We start from the raw sequence: 12,615 nt of genomic DNA, 5'->3' as shown, positions 1-12,615 counted from the left end.
TTATGTCCTTATCTAAACTGCGTAGCGACTTTCTTTTCAATGTTTTTAAGCATGCGCTTAAATCCTGGCGTCAGGCCGCTCATTAATAAATGGCGACTGATGTAATACGGAGCGCGTTTTCCGTGATATTCGACCACTGGGCCCACTTGTTGAAAGGGAATGCCTACAAAACGTAAGCTGCGAGCTAACCTGGGTTCCATCATGACAAAACAGTGTTTAATGTCATGCTTTCGAGAAGTAGACGCGGCACATAGGTAAAGGCCCACAGCAATAAAAGGGAAGCACCGTAACTCTCGTTCTGAATATATGTGTTCGTTAATCGCACCTGTTGCTGACCCTTTAAATTTATCCGTCGCACGTTTTCGAAACTGAGCGGGAACAGCTAAGCGTGATATTTCACATATTTCACTTCGCGGAAAGTCGCTTGGGTGCACAGCGTCGTCAGCAATTGAGCTGATACAGTACTTTTCAATGGGTAACAACTGTTCTTCACTGGTCGAACGAACTATTCGAACGGTGCCAGCATATTCGCCAGTAGGAATGTGTTTGATTAAGCAATGGGTAGAGTGACTGTCGAATTGATCTGTTTCCATCTCGTCAGGACGTAAATCTTCGAACTTCAACTCTTCGCAGTATACCTTGTGTCTAATTTTATAAGATTCATTACGCAGCTCATCACTAAGCGCTACGACCGGACTAAGGTATTCGGCAAAATGCTTAGAAATTTGGTTCGCTTTTTGGCTCACCACAACGTTCATTAATTTTTTTACCACTGGCCCGATAATAGGCAGGTCAGCGTATTTTCTAAATTGCTTCATAGGCTTTGATCTTTAAAACGGTAGTCCACATCTAGTTCCTTAGTTGTGTATCGGTATAAAACTGCATTCGTTTAGGCACAAATTCAAAAGCGGTTTTAAACCCGATATTGTACAACTCCTCTTTTTGCAAAGGGGTAATATTAAAATCAACGGGAGATAATTTCCCCGTATTAATGATAATAGTATTCCGCCAATACTCTGCATGTACGTACTCTCGCGACATTGCCGTCATGAAGGTTCTAATTAGCATCATCACATATTGGCGTAATGGCAGCCAACTTTTTTTGAAGCTCGAGTCAGTCACGTGTTCACTTTTTAGCTTAAAGCACATAACGGGTGAACCATCACCTGCCCAGTCTTGATATAACGCATCTTCAGATAGAATAGCACCATCAACAAGCACGTGGTGTTTATAGGCTTGAAAGCTGAAAAATAGTGGTATAGACATAGAAAAGCGCACCGCTTTCGATATCTTTAAGTCAGGGCTCGTTTTGCGACTAAAGACCACAGGGCCGCCACCATTTACGTCTGTAGCTAAAATATGTAAGTCTTTTTCGATGTCAGAAAATGTTTGCCCTTTAAGATGTTTGTCCATCCAGGCTTCAAATTGATCGCCGGAGCTTAACCCTCCTTGTCGTAACAATCTAAACAACGAAAAACCCTTAAATTTTTTGAAGTCTGTTGTCATCGCCAAGTGTTTTATGTCAGCTAAAGGTACACCACAGCAAAATAGTGCAGCGACAATTGAGCCACCGGATACACCTACCATGTGCTGAAAATGGATGTCGAGCTTTTGTAGTGCGTCAAACACACCGATGTGAACTGTTAACCGAGTTCCACCACCTGAAAAAATGGGCACTATTGACTTCATTTTTAGTCCCTTGCTTTTCCTTTGCTGAACTTAATGAGCACGCGAATCAATTATATGTGCGCGATTTTCACATTATATTAACTGTTTTATCACTTAAAATATCGCTGGTATATTAGACCTAAGTACTCATGAATAGCGCGTTCACTGCGATATAAACTAAATGCGTTTGGTAACCCTATAGTGAATGACACATTTTTTCTACTTAAGTGCTCCACAGGGATAGGTAAAACCTTAATACCATGCAACTCAAAGTATTGTACAGCTCGAGGTAAGTGGCTAGCAGAGGTGACTAATGCAACGTATTTATTTTTTAGATGCGGTGCTAAAGCGTCTACTTCGGACTCAGTATCATGGCCCTGAGGATGGGTATAGATGTCGTTAGGGCTAACACCTAATGTCATTAAAAATGTTTTGTTGTAGTGCGCTTGCGAAGCTGAGTCTAACTCGTTAAGAATACCAGCAGCTAAATGAATCGGAAGGTGTTTTTCTTTGTACATCAAAGCAGCGTGCAAATTACGCTGCATTGTGCACTGTGGCCACCTACTGACGAAGGGTAAGCCTTCGTCATCAAAATGATTACAGGCTAATACAACAATAGCATCGGCGTTTTGCCACAGTTTTGATGATACTTTGACGGTAGGGTATTGGTCTTCCAATGGTTTAATGAGTAAAACACTTGGATAAACCAAGCTGCAAAAAAATACCCAAAGAATAGGTAGACAAGAAAGCCATTGATAAACTCGCTTGCCCTTGGGGACAATACGAGAAAGTAGCTGCAATATAAGAAACAGTAACGGCCCATGAACCATGGGCGAGCTCAAACTGTTCGCTAAAAATTGCAGCATTTCGCTTCCTTTAAAGGTTATAAAAGTCTTTATACCAATTTACGAAATTCGTAATGCCTTCTTTTAGTTGTGTCGTTGGTTGATAACCCACATCGTCAACCAGTGCTTGAACATTGGCAAATGTATCTGGCACATCACCTGGTTGCATTGGCAATAGTTCTTTGACGGCCTCTTTGCCTAATGCAGCTTCTAAGGTCGTGATAAAATCAAGCAAGTTGACTGGAGTTTGTGCGCCGATGTTATAAACGCGCCACGGTGCTTTACTACTGCTAGGATCAGGTGTTTTACCTTGCCACTGAGAGTTTCTTTGAGCATTGTGATCTAGTGTTGAGATAACACCACTGACAATATCGTCAATATAGGTAAAGTCTCGTCTATGATTTCCGAAGTTGTAAACTTGAATGGGATCATCTTCCAAAATTGCTTTGGTAAATTTAAACAAGGCCATATCTGGGCGGCCCCATGGCCCATAAACGGTAAAGAAGCGCAGCCCAGTGGTGGGTAAGTCGTACAAATGACTGTAAGTGTGCGCCATCAATTCATTGGCTTTTTTACTTGCCGCGTAAAGCGACACTGGATGATCCACGTTGTCAGATACCGAGAAAGGCATTGATTCATTGGCACCATATACAGAACTTGATGATGCGTACACCAAGTGTTGCACTGCATTGTGTCGGCAACCTTCCAAAATATTGGTAAAGCCCACTATGTTGCTGTCGATATAGGCGTGGGGATTCTCTATGGAATAACGCACACCTGCTTGCGCTGCCAAATGTACTACTTTGTCAAATTTGTGCTCAGCGAACAAAGCTTCCATTTCACTGCGCTGAGCAATATCCAATTTGATAAAATTGAAGTTTTTGCTGTTTGAGTGCGCCGCCAACTCATTTAAACGACCGTGTTTTAAATTAACATCATAGTAATCATTGATATTATCAATACCAACAACCTCATCGCCTCGTGTTAATAACACCTGACAAACGTGATAACCGATAAACCCAGCTGCGCCTGTGACTAATACTTTCATTTCATTAATCCTGATATTTTGTGTATAACCCTAAGGTATTAATCACGTTAGACTATTGTTGTGACAACGTTTATTTTCACATTAGCCCTACGAAATAGTAAGTAGCTTATTATGATAACGAAAAATTCTATTTATAAAATCATTTGTGTTGTTTTTTCTTGTATAACATTTTTGGCAACAGCCAACGCCTCACCTAAAACAAATCTCGTAAAGCGTATTAAGCCATCAGTGGTGGGAGTGGGTTTGTACGATGCTATGTCGGCCGTTAGCCATCAGTTACGAGGAAGCGGCTTTGTATTTGGAGACGGAACATTAATCGCTACTAACTACCATGTGGTATCAGAACCGCTAGACCCACAAATTGTTCAGTATCATATTATATTTTCAGGAACGGGGCGCCAGCCTAAAATTCATAAGGCTGAAATTGTAGCAAAAGACCCAGTACACGATCTCGCTATATTAAAAATTCGCGATACCTTACCTGCACTCAAACTTGGTTCCGACACCTATGCTGAAGATGGACAGGATATATTGATGACAGGGTTTCCGATTGGCTCAATTCTAGGCTTATACCCTGCAACTCATAAGGGAATGATCGCTGCGTTGACACCAGATGTGATACCAAGTGCAAATGCGCGGAATTTAACCATGACCATGCGTAATCGCTTAGAAAGCCCGTTTATGATTTACCAATTAGATATGACAGCCTATCCAGGTAATAGTGGCAGCGCTATATATGACGCAGAAACAGGTGATGTTGTAGGCATCATAAATAAAGTCTTTATTAAGGAAACGAAAGAAGCAGTATTAGAAAAACCAAGCGGCATAAGCTATGCTATTCCCGTTAAATATTTGAGAATGCTGAGCAATAAGAAAGGCTTTGACGTAAACTAAATCGCAGTTACATAAACGCTGTCACTAAAATTTACAGTTTTTTAAACAGAGCTTATTATATATATAAAAATCAAATGGTTACATAGTGGCCTAGGTATTGCTTGGTTTGGCTGATGAGCGTTACAAATGGAGTATTAAAAATAATGAATGTCGTCGACAATAAACCAGAGAATAGCAAAGAAGCTGTTTCAAACCGACGTAAGTTTCTAGTTAAAGGATCCGCTGCAGCATTAATTGTTAGTCTTCCGGCTAAATCAACTTGGGCGACCACGGCCAATGGTTGTACGGTTTCAGGTAATCTGTCAGGAAATTTATCACAAGCCTGCGAAACGACGTCTATTTCCGGGCTTGCTCCTGCGTCTTGGAAGTCTACTGCACGGAATAACAGAGGATTTAAAGATGAACTCAAAGCTATAAAGTGGAATAGCATTTTTAGCTATTCACCGACAGGCAGTGAAGTGGGCTCTGGGTCTAATTTGTGGAAAATTTTAGCTAAAGGTTCTGATGTCGATAAGAACTTAGTTGCCGGATATTTAAACGCTCTGTATGGTAAATATCCGTTGTCGTCAGGTGTAACGCCTGCAATGTACGCAACTATGCTTGAAGATGAAGCGATGAAAAATCAAGGTGCGCTTTTGGATGCATTGAGCCAGACGTACACGCAATAATCGATTTTTTGCAGTTTCATTTGTACACAATTAACTCAAATGTTTTATTCTATAACGCCAGCGATTCGTCTGGCGTTTTTGTGTTTGTGCCTATCACAGGGAATACCCTTCGGTTAAATTATCAGTTTCACGCCTTTATCGAGCAATATCGACTAGGTTCGTATTTCAGCGAAGAACAAATGCGCGCAGCGCTACCTGATTATTCATTAGATGAAATAGAGCAATCAATTAAGCACCTGTTAACTGAGCGTATCATTGATAAGGTGGAATCACTTGAGGCTTAGAGATATATCGGCATCTGAAGCCGCTGCGAGATTGATAGCAGGAGATATCAATATTGATCTAGGCGTGGCAGCATTTGGCGTTCAATCGGCCTTGCCCGATGTGCAGCGCGTGTTTTACCAGCTATATGGTGACTATGAATTACTTGATGAAGCATCTCCTGCGGATTTTCGAGTTGCCGTGCAATCACCTAAATCCTTGAGGCGCTGGTATAAACCGCAGATCCACTTCTTACTCGATGACTTCGTGCCATTTCTACCTCTACCGCGTTCACAAGCGTATCCGGTGTTAGAGTGGGGGATGAACTGGTGCATGGCGTCACATATGCACAAATACCTTTTACTTCATGGTGCAGTGCTGGAAAAAGACGGTAAAGCGATTATTTTCCCCGCGCCACCTGGCTCAGGTAAGAGCACATTAACGGCTTATTTGGCCCATACCGGTTGGCGTTTACTCTCAGACGAAATGACGGTTATTAATTTAGAGACAGGCCTAGTTCACCCCTTTGTTCGCCCCATTTGTTTGAAGAATAACTCAATAGATTTGGTGAAATCTTGGTTCCCAGATGTGTCTATTTCAAATATTGCCAGAGATACCAATAAAGGTGATGTGGCTCATGTGAAGCCGCCTATTGCAAGTGTTGATAATATTAAGCAAACAGTGAAGGTGATGGCTGTTGTGTTACCCAAATACACACCTGATGTTTCGTTAGACATTTACAGCTTAACCAAAGCTGATGCTTTTCAAGCGCTGTCAGACAATGCATTTAACGACTTTGTATTAGGCGCAGACGGTTTTCTAGCATTGCAAAGGTTAGTCGAGAATACCACTGCAGTGGAAATACACTATAACGATTTAGCTGAGGTACTGGCGTTTTTGAATGAAGGGCAGTTTTCAGCATGAGCACGACAGCCAAATACACTGTCCATTTAGTTAAACTACTGTCGGGTGATGTACCTCAGTCTATTTCGCTATTAGATTGGGAATACTTAATAAGAATAGCGCGTGACGCATCCGTGTTACCTAGGATGGCTTACGCCCTCGATACTGACGGCGATTCGCTACCCGAATACGCTAGAACACATCTTATTTCAGCTAAATATCATGCTAAATTATTAGCTCAGCAAGTGCAGTTCGAAGCGACTGAATTCAAACGTATATTAACCAAATTTCATCATGAAGATGTCTACTATCTAAAAGGCGCAGCTTATACGTTATCCGGGTGTGACGCGGGCATAGGCCGAGTTTTTTCAGATATTGATATGTTAGTGTCAAAAGGGAACCTACGCGAGATTGAAGCGCGCCTAAGCGTTTACGCTTGGTTTAGTCAACCAAATGACGACTACGATGATATGTATTATCGTCAGTGGGCCCACGAAATTCCGCCTTTGAAGCACTCAGGGCGAGGCACAATATTAGATCTACACCATAATCTCGTGCCAATTATCAGTGGCAAGGCACCAGAGATAACTGATTTTACCGAAGGAGCTCGCTCGCTAGCCTGCGGTGCTCGCGTATTAGCGCCAGAGGCTATGATCTTACACAGTGCCGTACATTTGTTTTATCAAGAAGAATACCACCATGGTTTTCGGGATTTATCAGATTTACACCTACTATTTAGCGAGTTCGGCACGCAACAAACGTTTTGGGATGCGCTGTTTATATTGGCGCAAAAGACAGGTTTCGGTTTAGAGCTCGCCCTAGCATTGCGTTACACAACGTCACTTTTTGATACTCCGGTTCCTTCAACAGTGTTGCAAAAAAGCCAAGTCTGGTTACCGTCACGCCCTAAGTTAGTGGTATATGACTGGGTGTATAAAAGAGTGCTTCAACCTCATCATAAGTTATGTGATGTACCAGGGTTAACGCTGGCAAATATGATGGCGTTGGTGAGAGGGCATTGGATAAAGATGCCAGTGCATATTTTGCTTATGCATACAGCTGCCAAAGGCTACAGAAATGTGTTGAAGTGGGTGGCAGGTAAAGGCGTAAACAAGCCTGATAGCGCGAAAAATAACGCACCACCAGGCCCGTAGGTTGACAGTATTTTTAGTTAGCGAGTTTCTCTTTCATTTCTCTGCGCTTAGCGTGCAAAACCGGTTCGGTGTAACCATTTGGTTGAGCCGTTCCTTGTAATATAAGCTCTTGAGCCGCTTGAAAGGCAATCGATTCGATAGGATCAGGCATCATAGGGATGTATTCCTTATCTGAACGATTTTGTTCATCTACTAGTTTAGCCATGCGCAACATAGAGTCATTGATTTGTGTTTCGTTAATCAAACCGTGCAACAGCCAGTTAGCAATATGCTGACTAGAAATCCTTAGAGTCGCTCTGTCTTCCATTAGCCCAACATCATTAATGTCGGGTACCTTCGAGCACCCAATTCCTTGATGTACCCAGCGCACCACATAACCTAGAATTCCCTGCACATTGTTGTCTAACTCCCGTTGTATGTCTTGCTCATTAAGAGCTGAACGGTTTTCTAACAATGGTACTGTGAGAATGTCGTCTAGCCCATCAAAGTCATTTGTTACAATAGGTTGGCGTAATTTGAATACGTCTATTTGATGATAATGTAAAGCATGCAGCGTTGCGGCAGTAGGCGAGGGAACCCATGCGGTATTTGCACCAGATTGCGGATGGTTAGTCTTACTTTGCATCATATCCGCCATATTATCTGGTATAGGCCACATACCTTTACCTATTTGTGCCTTGCCAGACATACCGGCGTCTACACCAATTTTCACGTTGGCTAACTCATAGGCAGTTAACCAAGGCTGTTGCTTGATTTCAGCTTTTAACGCAAATGGCCCTAAATGCATGGAAGTATGAATTTCATCACCAGTTCTATCCAAAAAGCCGGTATTAATAAACACTGCGCGAGCTTTAGCCGCATGAATACAGGCTTTTAAATTAACACTAGTGCGACGCTCTTCATCCATAATACCCATCTTCAAGGTATTTTTCGGTAATGAAAGTGCATCCTCAACTCGGCTAAACAGGGTGTCAGCGAAGGCGACTTCTTCCGAGCCGTGCATTTTAGGCTTAACGATGTAGATGCTGCCTGCCTTACTGTTTCGGTACGCGCCATTTCCGAGTAAATCGTGCTTAGCGATTAGGCTGGTAATAATTGCATCCATGATCCCTTCATAGATGGGTTTGTCTTGAAACAATATCGAGTCGTTCGTCATTAAATGACCCACATTACGCACAAACATCATGCTGCGGCCATTTAATGTTTTAGGTTGTCCGTCAACTGATGTGTAGTGGCGATCTGCGTTTAAGCGTCTTATGGATGAGCTACCTGGCTTATTAAGGTTCACCTCAAGGGTGCCTTTTATTAACCCTAACCAGTTTTGATAAACCAGAGTTTTATCTTCGGCATCTACGGCGGCAACTGAATCTTCGCAATCCATGATGGTGGTCAACGCCGATTCCACAAGAATATCTTTCATGCCTGAGGGATCACGTTGGCCAATCTGATGTGAGCGATCAAACTGAAGTTCTATATGTAAACCGTTGTGGACTAATAAGATTGCGCTAGGACTGTTTTTATCGCCACTAAAACCAACGAACTGACTAGGGTTTGTCAGGGTAGCAGTGCGTTTATCATTAAGGGTGATCACTAACTGACCTGATGTAATATCGTATCCTTGGCTGCTTGTATGTGAGCCGTTTGTCAGTGGGGCGATAACATCTAGCCACTTTCTTGCGTAGTCTATTACCTTTTGGCCTCGTGTCGGATTGTATTCCTTGGTACGTGTCGCTCCGTTATCTTCAGGAATAACATCTGTACCGTAGACCGCGTCATATAAGCTCCCCCACCGAGCATTCGCAGCATTAAGTGCAAAGCGCGCGTTATTAATAGGCACAACGAGCTGTGGACCGGCCATAGCCGCCACTTCATCATCAACCTGCTCAGTGGTAATCGAAAAGTCCGCTGGTGGCGTTTCTAAATAGCCTATGTCTTGTAGAAAGGTTTTATAAGCGCTGGGCTCAAGAGGTGAATGTGTCTGGCAATACTCATCGATTTTTGTTTGCAGTGAATCTCGTTTAGCCAACAATGCGTCATTCACAGGGGTGAGCTGGGCGAGAATGTTACTAAAACTAGCCCAAAAATCTGCTGGGGACACTTCACTGCCTGGTAGAGCGTGATCTTCGATGAAGGTAGCAAGTTCTTTTGCTACCTGTAATTGTTCACGTTGAATGTATGCTTGCATGATCTACTCCATTTGTAAGGCTATGAACCCAGTCTACGAAGTAAAGCTTACTTTGTTTAATTTATGGTTTCTATCTCAGCTATAAATTGTATGAATGTACTACTGAGCGGACAATGCTTCACCTACATCAGTGATCAATCGTCGTAGCCAAATATGCCCAGCATCGTGATGCAACAAAGCGCTCCAAGCCATTTTTAGGCCGATAGGGGGAATATCAAAAGGCGGGTCTAAAATTACTATGTTTGGATCATTCTCATAAAGCGCTGCGGCTTTACTAGGAAGCGTCGCCACAAGGTTTTGCACTTTAGCCAATTGCAGCGCAACGTGATAGTGACGAGTAAACACTCTTATATCGCGTTTTTGGCCGATTTTAGTTAACTCAGCATCCACCCATCCAAGCTTTTGGACTTCATTTGGATCTATCCCTACACCTACACCAAAGCCGGTTTTACTGACCCATATGTGCTTACTGTCGATATAATTTTGTAGAGTAAAGTTCTCCACGATGGGATTGTTACTGCTAACAACACAGGCAAAGCGATCGTACCACACTACTTTTTGATGAAAGGACAGCGGTAATTCTTCAAAGCGATTGATTGCCATGTCTACTTTACCTTGCTCAACATCATGAAAGGTCACGTCACTTGGGGTGATCATGTCCAAGGTAATATTGGGCGCGACTTTAGCGAGTTGGCGAATAACCTCAAGCAGCAAAGTTGATTCGGCGTAATCGCTGGCCATAATCCTGAACGTACGTTTGCTGGTTTCTGGCACAAAGTCTGTTTCGGGTTGAATAGATGCTTCAAGTTTGGATAACACGTCGCGTATAACCGGTTGAAGTTCTAAGGCACGCTTAGTCGGAGTCATGCCATCACTGGTACGCACCAGTAATGGATCTTTAAATAGATCACGTAAGCGTTTCAAGCCATTGCTCATGGCTGGCTGGGTGATACTCAGTTGGTTCGCGGCGCGGGTTACGCTGCCTTCGCGTAAAAGGACATCCAGGTACACCAATAAATTAAGGTCCACTTTTGAAATATTCATACTATTAATGCACTTCTTGTTTTTTATTGTATTATCAGATTGTACTTAGATGAGAAAAAGATACCAGAGGGTTTATGAAAAAATTTAAGCTTTTGTATTTTATGGATAATTTTAATTTTTAGCTGGTTTAGGCTATAGAATATAACGAAATTTCAATATCATATAATGATGTTAGGGCTAAATATATTTTACAAGTGAATGCTATCAGACAGGCAAAAAAATAGCAGGTGACCCTGCTATTTTCATAAAATGAAGCCTTAAACGTTATACGGCCACGTCGAACTGGTTCATAGTGTTGTCTTTACCTGATGCCTTAAGCGCTTGCTCACCAGAGAAATATTCTTTGTGATCATCACCTAAGTTAGAGCCGGCCATTGCTTGGTGTTTCACACAAGCTAACCCTTCACGTAGCTCTTTACGTTGAACACCTTTAACGTATGCCAACATACCTTCCTCACCGAAGTAACCTTTCGCTAGGTTATCAGTTGAAAGTGCTGCCGTATGGTAAGTTGGTAGTGTGATCAAGTGATGGAAGATACCTGCTTCACGTGCTGCATCAGCTTGGAATGTGCGTACTTTTTCGTCTGCTTCTTGAGCCAGTTCAGAGGCGTCGTAACGTGCAGACATCAATTCATCACGGTTGTAGTCAGCTACATCTTTACCTTGCTCAGACCATGCGTCAAATACTTGCTGACGGAAGTTAAGCGTCCAGTTGAAAGAAGGCGAATTGTTATAAACTAGCTTCGCGTCTGGTACTTCTTTACGAATGGCACTTACCATTTCACCAATTTGCTGAACGTGAGGTTTTTCTGTTTCAATCCACAGTAAGTCAGCACCATTTTGTAGTGAGGTGATACAGTCAAGTACCACACGGTCGAAACCAGTGTTTTCTTTGAACTTGTACAACCCATTCGGTAAACGAACTGGCTTAACAAGTTTGCCATCTAGTTTCAACACAGAGTCACCGTCTTTTAGATCATCAACAGAAGACACTTCTGAGGTTTCTAAAAAGGCATTGTATTGAGCCGCTAAGTCGTCAGGTGATTGAGACACAGGGATTTTTTGCGTCAGGCCTGCACCTAGAGAATCAGTACGGGCAACAATCACACCATCATCTACACCTAGCTCAAGGAAAGCGTAACGTACTGCATTGATTTTACACAAGAAATCTTCATGAGGTACGGTTACCTTGCCGTCTTGGTGGCCACATTGTTTCGCATCAGACACTTGGTTCTCGATTTGAATACAACATGCACCGGCTTCGATCATCTTTTTAGCAAGTAAGTAAGTTGCTTCTTCGTTACCAAAACCGGCATCAATATCAGCAATAATAGGTACTACGTGAGTTTGGTAGTTATCAATTTTGTCTTGAATCTCTTGCGTGCTTTCGCCTGCTTCTTTTGCTTTATCAAGGGCTGTGAATAATTCGCCTAACTCTTTCGCGTCAGCTTGGCGCAAGAAGGTATAAAGTTCTTCTATTAAAGCGGGTACTGACGTTTTTTCGTGCATAGATTGGTCTGGTAGTGGGCCAAACTCAGAACGCAGCGCCGCGACCATCCAACCTGATAAATACAAATAACGCTTATCAGTGGTACCGTGATGCTTCTTAATGGCTAGCATTTTTTGTTGGCCGATGAACCCGTGCCAGCAACCTAGAGACTGGGTATATGAGCTTGAATCATTGTCATAGTCAGCCATATCTTTACGCATGATACCCGCAGTGTATTTCGCAATGTCTAAGCCTGTCTTGAAGCGGTTTTGTGCTTTCATTCGTGCAACGTATTCAGGGTTGATTGCATTCCACGTTTGGTTATTTTCGCCTGTTAAGGTTTGGGCAGCTTGAATGTCATTTGTATAGTTAGACATGACGATGTTCCTTATGTTTGAAAGTAAAATTTGATTAGCGGGTTTGTAAACCGAATGTTGCTGCTAACCGATGACTGAA

General features: G+C 42.5%; 12 protein-coding genes. 5 read left to right on the top strand and 7 right to left on the bottom strand.

Annotated features, from left to right (window positions below; genetic code table 11):
- Positions 1–8 precede the first annotated feature (8 nt).
- The 4 genes from GCHA_RS13315 to GCHA_RS13300 form a co-directional block, all read right to left on the bottom strand.
- On the bottom strand, positions 9–818 hold the full coding sequence (locus GCHA_RS13315; RefSeq protein WP_007989036.1) for a PEP-CTERM/exosortase system-associated acyltransferase: 810 nt from the start codon (positions 816–818) through the stop codon (positions 9–11).
- Between the two features lie 31 nt (positions 819–849).
- On the bottom strand, positions 850–1,689 hold the full coding sequence (locus tag GCHA_RS13310) for a patatin-like phospholipase family protein (protein WP_007989033.1): 840 nt from the start codon (positions 1,687–1,689) through the stop codon (positions 850–852).
- 89 nt (positions 1,690–1,778) lie between these two features.
- Positions 1,779–2,534, bottom strand: coding sequence for a YdcF family protein (locus GCHA_RS13305; protein ID WP_007989031.1), 756 nt, complete (start codon positions 2,532–2,534; stop codon positions 1,779–1,781).
- 10 nt (positions 2,535–2,544) lie between these two features.
- A complete protein-coding gene (locus tag GCHA_RS13300) occupies positions 2,545–3,561 on the bottom strand; it encodes an NAD-dependent epimerase (RefSeq protein ID WP_007989029.1) in 1,017 nt (338 codons plus the stop codon).
- 111 nt (positions 3,562–3,672) lie between these two features.
- Here GCHA_RS13300 and GCHA_RS13295 point away from each other — a divergent pair, with 111 nt between their 5' ends.
- The 5 genes from GCHA_RS13295 to GCHA_RS13275 all read left to right on the top strand — a co-directional run bounded on the left by GCHA_RS13295 (position 3,673) and on the right by GCHA_RS13275 (position 7,441).
- Positions 3,673–4,455 (top strand): S1 family peptidase, encoded by a 783-nt coding sequence (locus tag GCHA_RS13295; RefSeq protein WP_039992474.1) that lies wholly within the window; start codon positions 3,673–3,675, stop codon positions 4,453–4,455.
- 113 nt (positions 4,456–4,568) lie between these two features.
- Positions 4,569–5,123 carry a hypothetical protein gene (locus GCHA_RS13290; protein ID WP_229816525.1) on the top strand — a complete coding sequence of 185 codons (555 nt, stop codon included), beginning with the start codon at positions 4,569–4,571 and terminating at the stop codon, positions 5,121–5,123.
- Positions 5,124–5,143: 20 nt separating this feature from the next.
- Positions 5,144–5,407, top strand: a complete 264-nt coding sequence (locus GCHA_RS13285) for a hypothetical protein (RefSeq protein ID WP_229816524.1) — start codon at positions 5,144–5,146, stop codon at positions 5,405–5,407.
- Positions 5,397–6,308 carry an HprK-related kinase A gene (locus GCHA_RS13280; protein ID WP_007989022.1) on the top strand — a complete coding sequence of 304 codons (912 nt, stop codon included), beginning with the start codon at positions 5,397–5,399 and terminating at the stop codon, positions 6,306–6,308. Before GCHA_RS13285 ends, GCHA_RS13280 begins: the two co-directional genes overlap by 11 nt.
- Positions 6,305–7,441, top strand: a complete 1,137-nt coding sequence (locus tag GCHA_RS13275) for a nucleotidyltransferase domain-containing protein (protein ID WP_039992469.1) — start codon at positions 6,305–6,307, stop codon at positions 7,439–7,441. Before GCHA_RS13280 ends, GCHA_RS13275 begins: the two co-directional genes overlap by 4 nt.
- A 13-nt stretch (positions 7,442–7,454) precedes the next feature.
- Here the strand turns inward: GCHA_RS13275 and GCHA_RS13270 are convergent, their stop codons facing one another.
- The 3 genes from GCHA_RS13270 to GCHA_RS13260 all read right to left on the bottom strand — a co-directional run bounded on the left by GCHA_RS13270 (position 7,455) and on the right by GCHA_RS13260 (position 12,536).
- Complete coding sequence (locus GCHA_RS13270; RefSeq protein WP_007989018.1) at positions 7,455–9,626, bottom strand: malate synthase G; 2,172 nt, start codon at positions 9,624–9,626, stop codon at positions 7,455–7,457.
- A gap of 99 nt (positions 9,627–9,725) precedes the next feature.
- Positions 9,726–10,670, bottom strand: coding sequence for a LysR family transcriptional regulator (locus tag GCHA_RS13265; RefSeq protein WP_007989016.1), 945 nt, complete (start codon positions 10,668–10,670; stop codon positions 9,726–9,728).
- Between the two features lie 264 nt (positions 10,671–10,934).
- The gene (locus tag GCHA_RS13260; RefSeq protein ID WP_007989015.1) at positions 10,935–12,536 is read right to left on the bottom strand and encodes an isocitrate lyase; all 1,602 of its coding nucleotides are present in this window, start codon (positions 12,534–12,536) and stop codon (positions 10,935–10,937) included.
- Positions 12,537–12,615 lie beyond the last annotated feature (79 nt).

It is taken from the genome of Paraglaciecola chathamensis S18K6 (assembly GCA_000314955.1).
GTDB lineage: Bacteria > Pseudomonadota > Gammaproteobacteria > Enterobacterales > Alteromonadaceae > Paraglaciecola > Paraglaciecola chathamensis.
This window is presented reverse-complemented; position numbering and strand designations above follow the sequence as displayed.